The sequence below is a fragment of the Iningainema tapete BLCC-T55 genome (assembly GCF_014698965.1).
Taxonomy (GTDB): Bacteria; Cyanobacteriota; Cyanobacteriia; order Cyanobacteriales; family Nostocaceae; genus Iningainema; species Iningainema tapete.
Map to the genome: position 1 here is coordinate 40,848 of NZ_JACXAE010000075.1, position 17,116 is coordinate 57,963.

The window sequence follows — 17,116 nt, forward strand, 5'->3', positions numbered from 1 at the left end:
ATTCTGACTCCTGACTTCTGACTCCTGACTCCTGACTCCTTTAACTACCTTTTTGCGCAGATTCTCCTGGTCCTGCTGTGACAATTACTAAGTTATCTGGATGAATTAACTCTTGAATTGTCTGCTGTACTTGAGCCATAGTTACTGCTTCAATGCGCTTGGGAAATTCTCGGATTTCTTCTTTTGAAAGTCCATAAATTGAATTATCCAAAATAATGCTCGATACATTACCAGGATTTGCTAAGTCTACAGGGTAGCTACTGGTAATGGAGCGTTTTGCCGTGTTCAATTCAGCTTCAGTTACGCCTTGATCGCGCAACTGCTTGAGTAGGGCTACGGCGCTCGTGATCGCCTTAGGCGCATCAGAAGGCGAGGTTTGCATTTGGATCAAAAATGGACCTGGATTGATCCCAGTAGCAAATGCACTGTAGATCCCGTAAGTTAAACCTTGGCGATCGCGTACCTCTGTACCCAAACGGCTAGATAAAGTATCCCCACCAAGAATTTGGTTCATTACTAGGGTGGCATAGTAACGAGGGTCTTTGCGCGAGATCCCTCTATAACCAATATAGGTGACAGCTTCTGACTTACCGGGAATGACCTTGTTTATTCGGTTTGTAGTTTGTGGCAACGATACAGTTGGTACATTGACAGTTGGCGGTTGACCTTTTGCTTGCCACTGATCAAACACTTGATTGAGCAACGCTTTCACTTGAGTTGGCTCAAAGTCGCCCACCAAAGCAAGAGTCGTAGTATCAGGTCGGTAATTTTGCTGATAAAAGCGAACTACATCAGCACGAGTAATACCTTTTAAACTTTCTTCCGTGGGAAAAGTATGAAACGGATGGTTTTCTGGGTAAACTGCTTGCTGGAACACTCGTCTACCTAATCCACGGGGATCGTCTAGTTGTACTTTCAAGCTGACTAACGCTCGCTGACGACTCAATTCTAACTGTTGAAGAGGGAAAGTAGCATTTTGTACCACATCAGCCAAGGTTTGCATTAAGATTGGTAAATTAGTAGAAAGACCATTTCCACCAATGCTCACCCCCTCACGGCTAGCACTGAATCCCAAGCTAACTCCCTTGTCTTCTAAAGTTTTCGCCAGAGTCAAAGCATCTCGCGTCTTTGTCCCATTCATTAAGTTAGCAGCCGTTAAATTCGCTAATCCGGCTGTTTTACTTGTATCAAATACACTTCCTGCCTGAATGTTTCCACTGATGTTTATTGTCGGAACACTGCGATCTGGCAAGAGCAGAACTCGTAATCCATTCTTGAGTGTAAATAACTCTGGTAACGGCTGCTTGTTTGTCGTAGTAGCAGATGTCGCCGGAGGCAAATATTTAGCGAGTTCCGCTGGATCTACGGGTTTACCGGGGTTGAAATTCTCCACAGTACGCCCAGAGTCTCCACCAGAAGCTCCTGGTTTACCATCTAATTGAGTTGGTTCAAAAAAGCCAATGGTTTGTTTAGCAGGATTGAGGTAAGTTTTTGCAACTCGCTGCACATCCGCTGCGGTAACTTTATTAATTGCTTGCAAATAGCGTTCAGTAAAACGGTAGTCTCCCGTAACTGTTTGGCTATACCCTAGTTGACTTGCTTGACTGGTAATATCCTGGTTATTTAAGACAAAGCTAGCTTGTAACTGCGTCTTTGCCCGGTTCAATTCTGCTTGAGTCACAGGTTTTTGTTGTATTTCCAGCAAAGACTGTTGCAGTACTGAGGCAATTTTTGCTACTTCTTTACCTGGTGCAGCGGTAGCTTTAATCTCATACCAACCCGGTTCAATCAGTTCTGCCGCACTACCTCCAACAGAGGAAGCCAAACCAGTTTCTACCACAGTTTGGTAAAACCTAGAGCTACGTCCCCCCGTTAAAATTGCATCCATCACATCAATCGCAGGTACATCTGGGTGAGTGGCATTTGGTAATGGATAAACAATTTGTAATAGTGACGCACTCCCTGGCTGTTTCAACACAATCGGCGATTTCTTAGCAGTAGGTGAGGAAACATTTGCGGCTGGGAGAGGAGATAATTTCTCCCCCGCTCCTCCACTCACAGGCTCCCCCACTCCCCTGCTGTTTTTCGGCACTTTACCAAAAGTTTCTTTAATCGTTTTCAAAACAGGTTCGGTGGTAAAATCTCCTGTAACAATTAAAACTGCATTGTCAGGGCTGTAATATTTCCTGTAGTAATTACGTACTTGCTCTACCGTGAATTTCTCGACATCGGCTTTTGTACCTCCTACGGGTAAACCGTATTGTCGGTTGGGAAAAGCTGATCGCATCACAGCGCGATCGAGACGATAACCTGGTGAATTTTCGTACCCCTGCAATTCAGAGATGACTACACGCTTCTCACTCGTTAATTGGTTAGCATCTATTACAGAGCCTTGCATCCGGTCAGCTTCAAGGGTTAGTAGTGCTTGTAATTTGTCCCGTTGCACTGTACCATAGTAAGCTGTTTCGTCATAGCTGGTAAAGGCATTGGACTGACTGCCTAATGCACTAAATATTCGTCCAAACTGTACCGGACGTTGGGTAGTGCCTTTGAACATCAAATGTTCTAATTGGTGAGAGATGCCATTTTCTCCCACTCCCTCATTGCGCGAACCAACTCGATACCACACTTGGACACTCACTACTGGTGCAGTATGGACTTCTTTAGTAAGCACGATTAAACCGTTGTCAAGTACGGTTTTACGCACCCCTTGTGTGAGGGCAGTATTAGATACAGGCGTGACTTTTGTTGGCGTTGCAGCGTAAGTAAAACTGCTGGAAATTAGCAGTGTACTCAGTAAGAAGCTGAGGAACAAGCCTATCAGTGTGGATGGACGTAGCTTATTGAGTAAAGGCATGATAGGTTTCACAACAACAGAAAAGTGTTAATCAATATAGCGTTTATTTTGAAGTGCTGCGTTCTTCCGTATCACTACTGCTGACGGTTACAACAGCACTGAGATATAACAGGCAAAGAACCGTCCAAACAGAACATTAGATGGCTACTAGTACCCAGTTGATTGAAACAATTCTCAGCCAGCTAAAACAATCATATCCTCTTGCTAGCTATGAGCTTAATTGGGAAACTCCGCTTCAGCTTCTGGTTGCAACCATTCTTGCCGCGCAATGTACAGACGAACGTGTAAATAAGGTTACCAAAACTCTCTGGCTGAAATATCCGAATGCCCAAGCTTTCGCCCAAGCTGATATTTTGGAACTCGAGCAAGATCTCAAGCCAACTGGATTTTACCGGAACAAGGCAAAAACTATCAAGAGTGTTTGTCAGGAAATAGTTACGCAATTTGGGGGTGAAGTACCAGATACAATGGCATCCATGGTGATGCTACCTGGAGTTGCCCGAAAAACAGCGAACGTAGTTCTCAACACTGCCTTTAAAATTAGTTCTGGCATTATCGTTGATACCCATGTGGCTCGTGTTAGCCAACGTTTGGGGCTAACAAAACAGAAATCTCCCGAAAAGATAGAACAAGATTTGATGAAGCTTGTTCCTCAACAAGAATGGACTTTTTGGGGACCTGCGGTTGTACTTCATGGTCGCTACACGTGTACTGCAAAAAATCCAAATTGCACGGAGTGTGTTTTGCAAAATGTTTGTGAAAAAATTGATGTTTCGATTTAATTGAGTGGAGGAAGGCATTTTGACTTATCACCAGCTTCCGGCATCTTGGCAGGCAGTACTTGCTGAAGAGTTTGACAAACCCTACTTTCGTCAACTCCAAGATTTTTTGAAAGAGGAAAGACGAGAATACACGATATATCCACCTGAGGAGAATGTCTTTTCAGCTTTTGAACTTACACCTTATGAACAGGTAAATGTTTTGTTACTGGGGCAAGATCCCTATCATGATGAAAACCAGGCACACGGTTTATGCTTTTCAGTCAAGCCGGGAATTAAGCCTCCACCATCACTTGTAAATATTTTTAAAGAACTCAAAGATGATGTTGGGTTTAATATTCCTAACAATGGATATTTGGTAACATGGGCTAAACAAGGTATTCTCATGTTGAATGCGGTGCTAACTGTGCGATCGCATACACCGAATTCCCATAAAAACAAAGGTTGGGAGACTTTCACGGATGCGGTGATCAGCAAAGTTAACCAAAAGGAGGAGCCTGTTGTCTTTGTTTTATGGGGTGGGTATGCACAAAAGAAGCTAAAGTTAATAGATACAAAACGACATAAAATTATTCAATCTGCACATCCCTCGCCACTTTCTGCACGCAATGGCTTTTTTGGCAGCAAACCTTTTTCAGCGATTAACTTAGCACTGCAATCTTTAAATAAGCCAGAGATTGATTGGCAGATTCCAGACCTTTAACCGGGTAGAATTATCAATGCCCAGCACCCTTTGGACTCCCCTTCATGCCAAGATACACCGTCAAATCCGCTCTCGCCAACTCTTTAGACGTAATCAGCGTCTATTAGTTGCCGTCTCCGGTGGGCAAGATTCTCTCTGTTTAATTAAATTACTGTTAGATTTACAACCGAAATGGGGATGGGATTTGGCAGTAGCTCACTGCGATCATCGTTGGCGGACTGATTCTCAAGCAAATGCCCACCACGTAGAAAACTTAGCGAAAACTTGGGGTAGTCAGTTTTATTTACAAATTGCTCAGGAGCCTTTACATAGTGAAGCGGCTGCACGCGATTGGCGATATCAAGCTTTAAGTGCGATCGCGATCAATCATAATTTTGACTGCATTGTTACAGGTCATACAGCCAGCGATCGGGCTGAGACTGTTCTTTACAATTTAATTCGCGGTACTGGTGCTGATGGTTTGCAATCCTTAACTTGGCAACGCCCACTTACCGATGGCATAGTGCTGGTGCGTCCACTTTTAGAAGTCACTCGCACACAAACAGCCGAATTTTGCCAAGAATTTCAACTCCCAATATGGGAAGATTCAACTAATCTTGATTTAAAATACGCTCGTAACCGCATTCGCCAAGAATTATTACCATATTTGCGCTCAAATTTCAACCCCCAAGTTGAATCAGCTTTAGCCCAAACTGCCGAACTTTTGCAAGCAGAAGTGGAATATTTAGAACAAGCTGCTTATCAGTTGTGGCAAGAGGCGATGACAGAATTGAGTGACAGTGGAGATCCCCCCAACCCTCCAAACCCCCCCTTATTAAGGGAGGGCAAGGGGGGGTGGGGGCTAGTTGCGTTGAATCGTCGTGTATTACAGAAAGCACCACTTGCTTTGCAACGTCGTGTGATGCGCTACTGTTTGCAACAAATACTTCAGATTTCTCCTAGTTTTGAGCAAATTGAAAAACTAACAGCTTTAATTACAGCACCAAATCGTTCGCAAACAGATCCATTTCCCGGAGGTGCTTACGCTTCTGTAGATGGTGACTGGATTTACCTCAGAAATTTTAGATTGTAGAAACTTTCGCGCACAAATTGCCGAGTACTTTCATTAACTGTCACGACTGGCAATTAGTTTAGCATTAACAAAAGTGAGAATTCTCTCCAATTCAGCAATTGCGGCATATTCAGCTTCAAGAATGCGCAGTCAGTAATTCAGCTTTCCGCTTCTCCAGCAGTTCTTCTAAACGATTATGTAGCTCTGATGTAAACTTAACGAGATTAACTCCATCGACTTTTTCAATAGTAATTCCAGAACGAAGGCAGCCAGGAGGGTTCAATCATCAAAACTGGGGTAATGACTTGAGATGCCATAATGCTTCTAATCCAAATAATCTCAAAGCGTAACTCTTTGAGTCAGCGTAACTCTGACTTAAGCTATGAGCCCTTACATAAGTCAAGGCGGCTAAATCATCAAAAATAAGAGACTCCCTCGCTGCATTTTATTGCTTGAGGGAGTTCTATGCTTCGGTATAGAGTTTCGGTATATCGCTTGATGATTCTATTCTATGAACTATTTATCCCATTGCCAAGTACTCATACCAGAATTTACGTAACGTTTATAACTTTTTTATAAATTCTTCACAGTGGGAGTTTGCGAGACTGGTTGGGTATGTAACGATAGCAATACACTATTGTGGAAATTGTCAACACCTAAGTTATCAATAAAGAATATGAATCTTCGGATTGTCGGTAGTTTTGTAGTATTACTATCTTGTTTTGGGTTCACAAAGCCAACTCTAGCATTCAATCAGCAAGACGTGGAGCAGTTAAGAGCAACCCGTACTTGTTCTCGATGTGATTTGAGTGGAGCAGATTTATCTGGAGCTAATCTGTCTGGTGTAAATTTGCGGGATGCGAACTTAAGCAAAACCAATTTATCTCGAGCTAATCTGAAAAATGCTGACTTAACAGGTGTAAATTTGGAAGGTGCGGTATTAGAAGGGGCAAATTTAAGCAATGCTACCTTGACTGGTGCAAATCTCAGGTCGGCAATGCTAGAAAATGCCAATCTAGCTTTCACTGGGTTGCTAGGTGCTAATTTAGAAGCCGCTAATATGAGAGGTGCACAAACGCAGTTCACTAATTTCCGAGGCGCTAACTTTCGCCTGACAACGTTGTCTTCTGGCGTTGTCACCTCAGACAAACTTTATTGGTGGTCTTTGCAACGTGGCACTGAACGGGATTGTAACACATTCAAGCCAGAAAATACTCTAGGTACAACTTGCTACTCAGAGTAACTAAGTAAAAATACAAACAGTTAACAAATAACAGTTAACTGTTCAACTTTCTCTATGATGGAAAAGAGTGTGTACTAGTAAATTAATTGACTAATGCTTACCCGTATTAAAGACTTAGCGACAAAACTAGCACCCCGCTTAATTGAAATTCGCCGTCACATCCACTCTCACCCAGAACTGAGCGGTGAGGAGTACCAAACATCTGCATTTGTTGCTGGTGTATTATCTTCTAGTGGTCTTCATGTGCAAGAGGGAGTAGGCAAAACTGGCGTAATTGGAGAATTACCGGGTAATAGTAATTCTGAACAAGTTCTGGCTATCCGTACTGATATGGATGCCTTGCCAATCCTCGAACGTACTAGTTTAGATTTTAGCTCTCGCAGCATCGGCATCATGCACGCTTGTGGACATGATGTTCACACTACGGTGGGCTTGGGAACGGCAATGGTACTATCACAATTGGCAGAATTACCAGGAGCAGTACGGTTTTTATTTCAACCCGCAGAGGAAATCGCCCAAGGTGCCAGTTGGATGGTAAAAGATGGGGTGATGGACAAGGTGAAAGCTATTTTAGGTGTTCACGTTTTTCCCTCGATCCCCGCAGGTTCAATTGGTATACGTTACGGAGCATTGACAGCAGCAACCGATACATTAGAGATTATCATTATCGGTGAATCAGGACATGGTGCTCGTCCCCACGAGGCAATTGATGCGATTTGGATTGCCGCCCAAGTAGTTACTACATTACAACAAGCAATTAGTCGCACACAAAATCCCTTGCGTCCTGTCGTACTAAGTATCGGTCAAATTAGTGGCGGCAGAGCGCCAAACATAATTGCCGATCAAGTAAAGTTGCTGGGAACAGTGCGAAGTCTTCACCCAGAAACTCGTGCCAATCTACCAAACTGGATTGAAAAAATTGTCGCTAGCGTATGTCATTCCTACGGCGCTAAATATCAAGTCGATTATCGTCGCGGTGTACCCAGCGTGCAAAATGATTATGCGCTGACTTCTTTGTTCCAATCAGCAGGGGAAGAAGCATGGGGTAGCGATCGCGTTCAAGTCTTACCCGAACCTTCCCTTGGTGCTGAAGATTTTTCTGTTTATTTAGAACATGCCCCTGGTTCCATGTTTCGTTTGGGTGTAGGCTACAAAGATCGAGCGATTAATTACCCACTACATCATCCCCTATTTGAAGTTGATGAATCTGCCATTGTTACCGGAGTTGTAACCCTTGCTTATACAGCATACAAGTACTGGCAAGAAGAAAGGCTCAAGGCAGAGTAGGATGAAGAAAAACTCCCAACATGTGGTGTTGGGAGTTTTAAAGATAACTTAGCAGGTTTCCTGCCTGTGCAAGATGGGCAGTACACCCCGGTAAAACTTTAGATAGAGATACAAAACGCATCTCTATGTCTAACTAATTCTTCTATTTGCTAACTACACCCATTTTTTCTTGAAGCTTGACTTTAGCAGCTTTAAATTGGGTAGCCAGTTGCTCGCTTTGCTCAGTGCTTAAGTTGTTGCGGATTGCAGCAAACATGGTGCTTTCTTCTTGACGAATGTGATCGCCAACAGCATCCATTAGCTTTTTGATTTGATCTTTGAATTCAGAAGAAGAGGGGCTGATAGCCTTGATTTGATCTAATTTCTTCTTCATTTCAGCCTGCTCGTCATACAATTCTTGAGTATCGTTCTGACCGTAGAAAGGACGTACTGCAGGATATACTACTTGCTCTTCTGCTTCTGCGTGAACGCTCAAATCTTTGTAGATTTGACCGAAATATTCTTGGATCTTTTGGGGATCGTTGCTAGCTAGCAGTTCGGTAAATAGGGTGTTTACTTTGTTGTGATCCAAACGGATAACGTCTTGAACGTTCATATCCTGCTTGTCGGTAGTTTGGGTAACAGCACTACCAAATACACCGCTCAATGCTGCCATAGCATCTTGGACTCTTGCCCAAATACCCTGATCCGCATCTTGTCCAGTTAGTTCGCGTACACCCAATATTTCGAGAACACCTTTGAGTTGCTCTTGGTGAGCGCGGTTCTCAAAGTTAATTGTATTCAAAGGTCCGATCGCTAACATCACGTCAGCACCTACTTTTTGTGCAGCCTTGTGGATTGTCAAGCCACTCATTACTTGTTGGTGCTTAAGTAGTTCATGCTGGAATACTTTTTCATACAAGCTCAGCTTGGAACCTTTCATCAGTTCACGAATCTTTTCTACCATTTGTGTAATGGTTTCTTGGGGCTGAGCTTGAATACCATATTGACCGATGACTGTTTCTAGAATACCCAAGTTTTTCTGGTCAGTTTCAAGCATATTCCGCAGGTTATTAGCAACTTCGGAATCGGTTACTTGTCCAATAAACTGTTGCTCATTCTCGATCAGTAACTGCTGAACTGCTTTTATATCTGCTAATTTTACAGCAATAGCAGAGCGCTTGGTGTCATCTAAAGTTGCTACCATTTTTAGTTCTCCTCTCAAAAGAATTTCGTATGATTGCTAGTTTCAAGGTTGTCATAAAAATTAGTAGTCCTCCATCTTTCTTTTGAACGATAACACCCAACACTCTAGATAGAAAACAATTGTAGAGACGCTATTAATCGCGTTTCTACCAGAAAAATTTGTATTTATTCTTTTAGATAGATAATCAAATCAGCTATACTCCATCGTTAGATAGATTAATTTTGCATAGCAATTTTCTAGATTGACGCAAGGATATTTAAACAGGAGATTAGTCATAATGCCCGACAGTCCTGGACTAGGACAACAGGCGCTGAATAAAGCGGCAGAAATAGGAATATCTAGCCAGTTAGATGAAGTAGAAAATTTGGATGTAGATATTAAAACCGATCCGGTTAAATTGGTTCAGGGAGAGGTAGATGCAGTCAAAATAGAAGGCGAAGGTTTGGTAATGCAAAAAGACCTTCGGATGGATGAGCTAAAAATGCAAATGGGTGGGGTCGCCATCAATCCCCTTAGTGCTGCTTTTGGTAAAATCGAATTAACAAAACCTACCCAAGCAAGTGCGCGGGTTGTTTTAACCGAAGACGATATCCACCGCGCTTTTAACTCTGAATATATCCGTTCACAGTTGCAAAGCCAAAAAATTCATGTTAATGGGCAATTACAGACTATCTTTCCTCAACATGTTGATTTTCGCTTACCTGGTGATGGGAAAGTAGCACTTTCAGCAACAGTTTTGTTAACAGAAACTAACGAAACCCACCAAGTCGCCTTTTCAGCAATTCCCCGTGTTAGTGCTAATGGACAAACAGTTTCTCTAGAAAATGTTGAGTATGGTAACACTCAGGAAATATCGCCTGAACTGACAAAGGCAATGGTTAATCAAACCAGCGAAATTTTAAATCTCAGTAACTTTGATTTGTCAGGAATGAGCCTGCGGGTTAAACAACTGAATGTAGAAACAGGTAAACTAATATTGCAAGCTGAAGCTTATGTTGAAAAAATTCCTTCAGCATAATAATCAGCTAGAGATGGCAGCAATCACGTCGGTTCTTAGTAAAAATTAACCTTTATATCATTTGGAGTAATAGGAATTATGGAAACTGAAGAAAGAACCACAACACCATACCCAAATATTCCGGCTTTTTTAGAAAGTGATAGCAGAGAGTTTCGTGACACTGGTGTACCAAGTACTGTGGCGATCGCCGGACATCCCATTCATCCCATTCTGGTACAATTTCCAATAGCCTTTCTCGTTGGAGCCTTACTCAGTGATGTCACCTTCTGGTTTACCAGTGATGTTTTCTGGGCAAGGGCTTCTTACTGGCTAATCATTGGTGGATTAGTCGGAGGTTTAGCCGCAGCCCTAACTGGAATGCTCGACTTTTTAAGAATAGAAAGAGTCCGCAAGCGTACCGCAGGCTGGGCGCACTTAATTCTTAACATTTCCATCTTGGTACTAACAATTATTAACTTGGTTTTGCGCTGGAACAATCCAGTATCACCCATACTGCCTTGGGGACTGGTAATTTCAGTAATTACAGGCACGCTACTTGGTATTTCTGGCTGGTACGGCGGTGAATTAGTTTATAGACACAAAATTTCTGTGATTGGCAACGGTAGTCCAAATTACCCGTAGTTGAAACTAGGGGCTAGTGTTAAAACTATGATCTAGTACCTATTCACTAATCCCTAGTTGAGCAAAAATGCACTATTCACCAACTCAAAGGTTTTATAGTCTAGTATCCCTGCTCATCGTTATCGCGATGGGCTTTTTCTTTAAGTACTACACTGGACTTTACAAAGGAAATTTTATGCAAAAAAGAGTCAAGGTTAAACCTAACTCTAAAGTAAGTCAGATTGAGGAACAAGCAGATGGTAGTTTAACTGTGCGCTTAAAATCACCACCTGTAGACGGTAAAGCCAATGAAGAATTAATCAAGCTATTAGCCGAAAAATTTGCTGTACCAAAATCATCTGTCAAAATCAAATCTGGTTCATCCGGACGACAAAAGTTGATTGAAATTGACATTTAAGAGTGTGAGGGAGTGTCTGAGTGAGGGAATGAGGGAAATATATTCTCCCCTACTCCCCTACTCCCTAATCTTCAACCAAGTCAGGAACCCAGAAATCATCGTTGACTATTTGAGTAATGGGCATGTATCTAGGTTGAGTCTTGACTCGTTCTATCCATGCTTGAATCGCCGGAAATCGTGTCAAATCAAATCCACCTTCATCAGCTACATGAGTGTAAGCAAATAAGCAGATATCAGCAATAGTGTAACGCTCCCCCACAAAAAAGTTGTGGTTTGTTAAATGATTCTCCATTACCTTAAGCGCTGCGTAACCCGGTTCGCGTTTTTGCTCAAGTGCTTCTGTGTATTCTGAAGCTTTACCGAGAATAGAAATCCAAAATCTTGATGTGGCAATAAAAGGCTCATGACTATTTTGCTCAAAAAATAGCCATTGAAATACTTGTGCTCTGAGAAAGCGATCGTATGGTAAATACTCAGTGCCTTCACTCAGATACAGCAATATGGCATTTGATTCTGTCAAGTATTTTCCTATTTCAATTTCTAAAATTGGTATTTTTCCATGAGGATTTTTACTGAGAAATTCCGGTGTTCTAGTTTCTCCTTTGAGAATATTAATTTCTATTCTTTCATAGGGTATACCAATTTGTGCTAATAAAAGACGAATTTTATAACCATTGCCTGAAGGTAAAAAATCATACAATCGCAAGATTTCCATGCCAACAAATATTGGGATGAAGTGGATGATTAATCATGGGAGTAAAATACAGCATATTAGTTTAAAAAACAAATATGTGTGATAAGATATACATATATCTAAGACTTTGAGTTCACATAGAATTCTTTAAGAAATGAAAATTCAAAGTGTTAGTTGTAACAATCATTATTGAGTTAACTTTTCTTAACTGTCAAAGATAAGTATGTGTGGAAGATACACTCTAACTCAGTCACCTGAAGCAATAGCCCAAGCTTTCCAAGTTAAACAACATCATCAAGACCCTAAATATAACATTGCCCCGACGCAAATGGTAGAAGTTGTTTTACATAACCCTGTTCGCGGCGATCGCGAAATCGAACAGTTGCGCTGGGGGCTGATTCCGTCATGGACAAAAGATCCCGGAATCGGGGCAAAACTAATCAACGCTAGATCGGAAACAGCAGCGCAAAAACCAGCTTTTCGCTCGGCTTTTAAACATCGACGTTGTTTAGTTATAGCAGATGGCTTTTACGAGTGGCAGCTGCAAAATGGCAAAAAACAGCCTTTTTATTTTCATTTGTTAGATAAAAAACAATTTGCATTTGCCGGGTTGTGGGAGCAATGGGAATCCCCACAAAATCAAAAAATAAATTCCTGTACAATTTTGACAACTACAGCAAACGAATTAGTACAACCCATCCATGAGCGGATGCCAGTGATTCTTCAAGAACAGGATTACGATTTATGGTTAGACCAAAAGGTTTTTAAACCTGAGGATTTACAAAAAATCTTGAAACCTTATGTATCAGAAGCAATGACTGCCTATCCAGTTAGTACTTTGGTAAATAATCCTAAACATAATAGTCAAGATTGCATCATGCCTCTATCCTAAGAAGTAGCGACACAAACTAGTAGAATAAACAATGAGTAATTAAATACTCACAACAAAGCTACTTCAATAAGTAATTTACGAGACAAGTAATTACACAGCGTAATATGCCAAGAACTCAGAAAAACGATAACTTTATTGACAAATCCTTTACAGTAATGGCAGATATAATTTTAAAGATGCTGCCAGCAAATAAAAAAGCTAAAGAAGCTTTTGTTTATTACCGGGATGGGATGTCGGCACAAGCAGAAGGAGAATATGCCGAAGCTTTAGAAAACTACCTTGAAGCTCTAGAACTAGAGGAAGATACTACCGATCGCAGTTACATCCTCTACAATATGGGGTTGATTTATGCCAGCAACGGCGAACATGAAAAAGCTTTGGAACTCTATCATCAAGCACTAGAGTGCAACCCCCGTCTGCCTCAAGCCCTGAATAACATTGCAGTAATTTACCATTACCAGGGTGAAAAGGCAAAAGAGGCAGGAGACGAAGACGCAAAAGAAGCACTGTTCGATCAAGCCGCTGACTATTGGATTAGAGCTATTCGCATGGCTCCCAATAACTACATCGAAGCCCAAAACTGGCTGAAAACAACCGGGCGATCGCAAATTGATGTATATTTTTAGTCCTAAGTCATTTGTCCTAAGTCATTTGATAATAAGTAGTGACTAAGGACCAATGACCAATGACCAGTGAGTGAATTATGATTGATATTGAACAAGTACGCAAAGTAGCTCATCTAGCTCGTTTAGAGTTGACAGCACAAGAAGAAGAGCAATTTACTACCCAGCTAGGAAATATCCTAGACTATTTTCAACAGTTGAGCGAATTGGACGTTACTGATGTACCACCAACCACACGCGCTATTGATGTGAGCAATGTGACACGAACGGATGAGTTACAACCTTATCCTGAGCGAGAAGCCATTCTCCAAAGTGCGCCACAGCAAGAAGGCGATTTCTTCAAAGTACCAAAAATCCTTAACGAACAATAGTAGAGACGCCCCGGTGGGGCGTCTTTCCCAGGAGTAAAATTATGGGTTTAGGAATCCTCAAAGACGGTAAGTGGATACCCCAAAGGGATCAAGAAGACTCTGAAGGTAAATTTATTCGACCATCAACCACATTCCGCAATCAGATTACAGCAGATGGCTCTAGTGGATTTAAAGCCGAAAAAGGACGCTATCACCTTTACATCTCTTGGGCTTGCCCTTGGGCTTGTCGCACAGCTATCATGCGTCAGTTAAAAGGATTGGAAGATGCGATCGCCATGTCGGTGGTAGGTGCAGAAATTCACGACAACAGTTGGGAATTCACTAACGAACCAGGTACAATTCCTGATACAGTCAATCATACTCAATATCTTTGGCAGATATATCTCAAAGCTGACCCTAACTACAGCGGAAGAGTAACAGTTCCTGTTTTATGGGATACACAAACAAGCACAATTGTCAATAATGAGTCCCGTGAAATTATCCGGATGTTTGATACAGAATTTAATGAATTCGCCAAACCGGATGTGAACTTTTATCCCCAAAATTTGCAGACAGTCATTGATGAAACAATAGACGCCATTTATCAACCAATAAATAACGGTGTATATCGTGCAGGATTTGCTACAACTCAATTAGCTTATGATGAAGCAGTAACAGAGCTATTTGATGCTCTCGATCATTGGGAAAAAGTGTTAGCTAATCAAAGGTATCTGTGTGGAAACCAGATTACAGAAGCAGATTGGTGTATGTTCACCACTCTATTTCGCTTTGATGTAGTTTACTCTGTGCATTTCAAATGCAACTTGCGTAGGATTATAGATTATCCTAATTTGTGGAATTATCTTAAAGACCTCTACCAACAACCAGGAGTCAAAGAAACCTGCAACCTTGATCATATAAAACGGCATTATTACAGAAGCCACCCTAATGTTAACCCAACTCGCATCGTACCCAAAGGACCATTGATTGATTTTGATGCGCCCCATAATCGCGATCATTTGTAGAAACGTTCCGCCGGAACGTCTCTACACAATATCTACGAAGGTGCTTTAAAGCCGGCTTTTTGCGCAGTTGCCGTATCCTTAAAGCAAATATCTGGCTTCACTTTATCAAAATCAGGTGTTTTAGGAGCGTGATAGATATTGCCCCGCTTCTTTGTTACCTTACCCTTAACAGGCGCATTGCTCGGACAAGTAGTTTCTCCTTGAGGTTTAACCCCTAGTTTTTGTGCTTCTGTTGGTAAGCTGACGTTAGTTGCAGTCGTTGATTGGGTAGTAGATGTGGCGGCTGGAGCTTCAGTTGTGCTAGCAGTGGGTTCTTGAGCATTTCTGTTACAGCCAACAAGGGTTAGGGTAGTTAACAATGCAAACCCGATGATTGATTTAGGCAGTAGGTTGTTCATTTTACTGCAGGTAAAGATTAAAGAATAAAGATAGGCAACACGCCTATAGGAATGTTGCCTAAGAGATTAGATTTTAAACACGATCATATGCCCAGAGTCAAGAAATTTTAGTTTAAGAAAAACTAATTCCGAAAATACCCTCTACCCAACTGAAACTTGATCTGTGCTAACATCACTTGCACCGCTTACCCCTTGGGCAACACTAACCAACTGATCGAGAATTTCTTGACTGGGGACTTGACCTTTTAACACAACTGTGCTACCAGTTTGAGCAACCCAGAGAGAATTAAGATCATCAAACGAAGAGTCTTCATCAAAAGCGAGAGCGACTCTTTTGGCTAAACCACTTTGGTCATATTCTCCATTTAATCCTACTCGCTCCGGAGCAATGGTTTCACCAGTGGACTCGTCAGTCGCAACTGTTTGTGGGTTAACTTGAGCATCAGCCGGTTTTTCTAAGCCGAAAAGTCTTTGTAACCAACCCATAGAATTCACTCCTAATTAACACTCCAGCATACAAATTACAAGTAGATCGGGAAAAAACAACTAAAGAAATTCTGTAATTTGTATGTAGAGACACTCCGCCGGAGCGTCTCTACAACGTGTTAACTACAAATTTTTTGTAGCGTGGGGGTAAAATCAGGGTAGGAAACGGCAGCAGCTTCTGCACGATGGATTGTGGTAGTTCCATTGGCGTTGAGAGCAGCGATCGCCAAACTCATGGCAATGCGATGATCTGTAAAACTATCCACATCCGTACCAGTTAAAGGTGTTCCACCAGTAATTTCCATCCCATCAGGTAATTCGCGAATTTGTGCGCCCATTTTGTTCAGTTGCTGCGCCATTACCGCAATGCGATCGCTTTCCTTTACCCGTAGCTCTTCTGCATCCCGAATGATTGTGGTTCCTTGAGCAAAAACTGCCGCTACTGCTAAAATGGGAATTTCGTCAATCAACCTGGGTATGATATCTCCGGCAATAGTGCAACTTTGTATTTGACTGGAACGTACCCGGATATCAGCTACAGGTTCTCCAGCAACTTCGCGCTGATTTTCCAGTTCAATATCTGCCCCCATCATCTTGAGCGCTTCTAAAACACCAGTGCGGGTAGGATTAACCCCCACATTTTCCACCATCAACTCAGAATCTGGTACAATTGCCCCAGCCACTAGCCAAAAGGCGGCTGAACTGATATCCCCAGGTACGACTACCGATTGTCCAGTCAGTTGAGCAGGACCAGTAATTGTGACAGTATTAGTTTCTGGATCTGTATCCACTTGCGCCCCAAAAGCCCTGAGCATCCTTTCGCTATGATCGCGGGAAAGCGCAGGCTCAGTGACAATAGTTTTACCTTCAACTGATAAACCCGCAAGGAGAATGCAAGATTTAACTTGAGCAGAAGCAATCGGGGAATTATAATGAATTGGTTTGAGGGACTGTCCTTGAACTGCCAAGGGTGCAAGAGTTCCGTTATTGCGTCCCCAAATTTGTGCGCCCATTTGTTGTAAAGGTCTAACTACACGAGACATAGGACGCGATCGCAACGAACCATCACCTGTGATTGTAAAAAATCGCCCAGCATGAGATGATAGAAGACCTAGCATTAGTCGTATAGTGGTACCAGAGTTACCAGCATTTAAAACATCCATTGGTTCAACTAAATTCCCCAAACCAATACCTTTAACCCGCACAAATTCTGTATTCAAATCCGAAATTTCTGCTCCCATAGCTTGGAAACAGCTAGCTGTGCTGCGCGGATCTTCTCCCAAGAGTAGTCCTTGAATCTGGGTTTCACCTTGGGCTATGGCTCCCAACATCAAAGCTCTGTGGGAAATAGATTTATCCCCAGGAACCCGAATACGCCCTTGTAAAGATACGCCAGAAGCAGGTTTAGTAATGATTAAGTTGTTTGAAATGTTTTCTTTGGATTGTACGGTTATAACAGAAGCTGACATTAGGATAAACTGACGTGTAACTGCGCACTTGATCCTA

The 17,116-nt window shown here is 42.1% G+C and carries 18 protein-coding genes; 12 read left to right on the forward strand and 6 right to left on the reverse strand.

Translation table 11 applies throughout. The annotated features are described in order from the left end of the window. Positions 1 to 40 precede the first annotated feature (40 nt). Entirely contained in the window at positions 41 to 2,857 is a 2,817-nt protein-coding gene (locus ICL16_RS24360; protein ID WP_190833071.1) for a M16 family metallopeptidase, read from the reverse strand. Between the two features lie 140 nt (positions 2,858 to 2,997). Here ICL16_RS24360 and nth point away from each other — a divergent pair, with 140 nt between their 5' ends. The 5 genes from nth (at position 2,998) to ICL16_RS24385 (ending at position 7,920) form a co-directional block, all read left to right on the forward strand. Beyond that, a complete protein-coding gene (gene nth, locus ICL16_RS24365) occupies positions 2,998 to 3,639 on the forward strand; it encodes an endonuclease III (RefSeq protein ID WP_190833073.1) in 642 nt (213 codons plus the stop codon). A gap of 19 nt (positions 3,640 to 3,658) precedes the next feature. Next, on the forward strand, positions 3,659 to 4,339 hold the full coding sequence (locus tag ICL16_RS24370) for a uracil-DNA glycosylase (protein ID WP_190833075.1): 681 nt from the start codon (positions 3,659 to 3,661) through the stop codon (positions 4,337 to 4,339). Between the two features lie 16 nt (positions 4,340 to 4,355). Next, a complete protein-coding gene (tilS, locus tag ICL16_RS24375; protein ID WP_190833082.1) occupies positions 4,356 to 5,411 on the forward strand; it encodes a tRNA lysidine(34) synthetase TilS in 1,056 nt (351 codons plus the stop codon). Positions 5,412 to 6,066: 655 nt separating this feature from the next. After that, positions 6,067 to 6,633 carry a pentapeptide repeat-containing protein gene (locus ICL16_RS24380; protein ID WP_190833084.1) on the forward strand — a complete coding sequence of 189 codons (567 nt, stop codon included), beginning with the start codon at positions 6,067 to 6,069 and terminating at the stop codon, positions 6,631 to 6,633. 93 nt (positions 6,634 to 6,726) lie between these two features. After that, complete coding sequence (locus ICL16_RS24385) at positions 6,727 to 7,920, forward strand: M20 family metallopeptidase (protein ID WP_190833086.1); 1,194 nt, start codon at positions 6,727 to 6,729, stop codon at positions 7,918 to 7,920. A gap of 142 nt (positions 7,921 to 8,062) precedes the next feature. Here the strand turns inward: ICL16_RS24385 and ICL16_RS24390 are convergent, their stop codons facing one another. Beyond that, positions 8,063 to 9,106, reverse strand: coding sequence for a hemerythrin domain-containing protein (locus ICL16_RS24390; protein ID WP_190833096.1), 1,044 nt, complete (start codon positions 9,104 to 9,106; stop codon positions 8,063 to 8,065). Positions 9,107 to 9,383: 277 nt separating this feature from the next. Here ICL16_RS24390 and ICL16_RS24395 point away from each other — a divergent pair, with 277 nt between their 5' ends. The 3 genes from ICL16_RS24395 (at position 9,384) to ICL16_RS24405 (ending at position 11,142) form a co-directional block, all read left to right on the forward strand. Then, positions 9,384 to 10,124: an LmeA family phospholipid-binding protein gene (locus tag ICL16_RS24395; protein WP_190833099.1), complete on the forward strand. Its 741-nt coding sequence runs from the start codon at positions 9,384 to 9,386 to the stop codon at positions 10,122 to 10,124. A gap of 78 nt (positions 10,125 to 10,202) precedes the next feature. Next, positions 10,203 to 10,745 carry a DUF2231 domain-containing protein gene (locus ICL16_RS24400; protein WP_190833102.1) on the forward strand — a complete coding sequence of 181 codons (543 nt, stop codon included), beginning with the start codon at positions 10,203 to 10,205 and terminating at the stop codon, positions 10,743 to 10,745. Between the two features lie 175 nt (positions 10,746 to 10,920). Next, positions 10,921 to 11,142, forward strand: a complete 222-nt coding sequence (locus tag ICL16_RS24405) for a DUF167 domain-containing protein (RefSeq protein WP_190833105.1) — start codon at positions 10,921 to 10,923, stop codon at positions 11,140 to 11,142. Between the two features lie 64 nt (positions 11,143 to 11,206). Here the strand turns inward: ICL16_RS24405 and ICL16_RS24410 are convergent, their stop codons facing one another. Continuing rightward, positions 11,207 to 11,857 (reverse strand): glutathione S-transferase family protein, encoded by a 651-nt coding sequence (locus tag ICL16_RS24410; protein ID WP_190833108.1) that lies wholly within the window; start codon positions 11,855 to 11,857, stop codon positions 11,207 to 11,209. A gap of 202 nt (positions 11,858 to 12,059) precedes the next feature. On the opposite strand from ICL16_RS24410, the gene ICL16_RS24415 reads away from it, so the two are divergent. The 4 genes from ICL16_RS24415 (at position 12,060) to ICL16_RS24430 (ending at position 14,726) form a co-directional block, all read left to right on the forward strand. Then, the gene (locus tag ICL16_RS24415) at positions 12,060 to 12,728 is read left to right on the forward strand and encodes an SOS response-associated peptidase (RefSeq protein WP_190833112.1); all 669 of its coding nucleotides are present in this window, start codon (positions 12,060 to 12,062) and stop codon (positions 12,726 to 12,728) included. 104 nt (positions 12,729 to 12,832) lie between these two features. Continuing rightward, positions 12,833 to 13,354, forward strand: coding sequence for a photosystem I assembly protein Ycf3 (locus tag ICL16_RS24420; RefSeq protein ID WP_190833115.1), 522 nt, complete (start codon positions 12,833 to 12,835; stop codon positions 13,352 to 13,354). A gap of 77 nt (positions 13,355 to 13,431) precedes the next feature. Further along, a complete protein-coding gene (gatC, locus tag ICL16_RS24425) occupies positions 13,432 to 13,722 on the forward strand; it encodes an Asp-tRNA(Asn)/Glu-tRNA(Gln) amidotransferase subunit GatC (protein WP_190833118.1) in 291 nt (96 codons plus the stop codon). A gap of 41 nt (positions 13,723 to 13,763) precedes the next feature. Then, a complete protein-coding gene (locus ICL16_RS24430; RefSeq protein ID WP_190833121.1) occupies positions 13,764 to 14,726 on the forward strand; it encodes a glutathione S-transferase family protein in 963 nt (320 codons plus the stop codon). A gap of 32 nt (positions 14,727 to 14,758) precedes the next feature. On the opposite strand, the gene ICL16_RS24435 is transcribed toward ICL16_RS24430, so the two are convergent. From ICL16_RS24435 to aroA, 3 genes are all read right to left on the reverse strand, one after another. Then, positions 14,759 to 15,124, reverse strand: a complete 366-nt coding sequence (locus ICL16_RS24435; RefSeq protein WP_190833124.1) for a sunset domain-containing protein — start codon at positions 15,122 to 15,124, stop codon at positions 14,759 to 14,761. Between the two features lie 141 nt (positions 15,125 to 15,265). Further along, entirely contained in the window at positions 15,266 to 15,610 is a 345-nt protein-coding gene (locus ICL16_RS24440) for a BON domain-containing protein (RefSeq protein ID WP_190833128.1), read from the reverse strand. A 119-nt stretch (positions 15,611 to 15,729) separates the two neighbouring features. Next, positions 15,730 to 17,079: a 3-phosphoshikimate 1-carboxyvinyltransferase gene (gene aroA / locus ICL16_RS24445; RefSeq protein ID WP_190833129.1), complete on the reverse strand. Its 1,350-nt coding sequence runs from the start codon at positions 17,077 to 17,079 to the stop codon at positions 15,730 to 15,732. Positions 17,080 to 17,116 lie beyond the last annotated feature (37 nt).

Excerpts from the sequence above, each read along its gene's own strand:
- ICL16_RS24360 (WP_190833071.1), bottom strand. The coding sequence starts at position 2,857 with ATGCCTTTACTCAATAAGCTACGTCCATCCACACTGATAGGCTTGTTC.
- nth (WP_190833073.1), top strand. The coding sequence starts at position 2,998 with ATGGCTACTAGTACCCAGTTGATTGAAACAATTCTCAGCCAGCTAAAA.
- tilS (WP_190833082.1), top strand. The coding sequence starts at position 4,356 with ATGCCCAGCACCCTTTGGACTCCCCTTCATGCCAAGATACACCGTCAA.
- ICL16_RS24380 (WP_190833084.1), top strand. The coding sequence starts at position 6,067 with ATGAATCTTCGGATTGTCGGTAGTTTTGTAGTATTACTATCTTGTTTT.
- ICL16_RS24385 (WP_190833086.1), top strand. The coding sequence starts at position 6,727 with ATGCTTACCCGTATTAAAGACTTAGCGACAAAACTAGCACCCCGCTTA.
- ICL16_RS24390 (WP_190833096.1), bottom strand. The coding sequence starts at position 9,106 with ATGGTAGCAACTTTAGATGACACCAAGCGCTCTGCTATTGCTGTAAAA.
- ICL16_RS24395 (WP_190833099.1), top strand. The coding sequence starts at position 9,384 with ATGCCCGACAGTCCTGGACTAGGACAACAGGCGCTGAATAAAGCGGCA.
- ICL16_RS24400 (WP_190833102.1), top strand. The coding sequence starts at position 10,203 with ATGGAAACTGAAGAAAGAACCACAACACCATACCCAAATATTCCGGCT.
- ICL16_RS24405 (WP_190833105.1), top strand. The coding sequence starts at position 10,921 with ATGCAAAAAAGAGTCAAGGTTAAACCTAACTCTAAAGTAAGTCAGATT.
- ICL16_RS24410 (WP_190833108.1), bottom strand. The coding sequence starts at position 11,857 with ATGGAAATCTTGCGATTGTATGATTTTTTACCTTCAGGCAATGGTTAT.
- ICL16_RS24415 (WP_190833112.1), top strand. The coding sequence starts at position 12,060 with ATGTGTGGAAGATACACTCTAACTCAGTCACCTGAAGCAATAGCCCAA.
- ICL16_RS24420 (WP_190833115.1), top strand. The coding sequence starts at position 12,833 with ATGCCAAGAACTCAGAAAAACGATAACTTTATTGACAAATCCTTTACA.
- gatC (WP_190833118.1), top strand. The coding sequence starts at position 13,432 with ATGATTGATATTGAACAAGTACGCAAAGTAGCTCATCTAGCTCGTTTA.
- ICL16_RS24430 (WP_190833121.1), top strand. The coding sequence starts at position 13,764 with ATGGGTTTAGGAATCCTCAAAGACGGTAAGTGGATACCCCAAAGGGAT.
- ICL16_RS24435 (WP_190833124.1), bottom strand. The coding sequence starts at position 15,124 with ATGAACAACCTACTGCCTAAATCAATCATCGGGTTTGCATTGTTAACT.
- ICL16_RS24440 (WP_190833128.1), bottom strand. The coding sequence starts at position 15,610 with ATGGGTTGGTTACAAAGACTTTTCGGCTTAGAAAAACCGGCTGATGCT.
- aroA (WP_190833129.1), bottom strand. The coding sequence starts at position 17,079 with ATGTCAGCTTCTGTTATAACCGTACAATCCAAAGAAAACATTTCAAAC.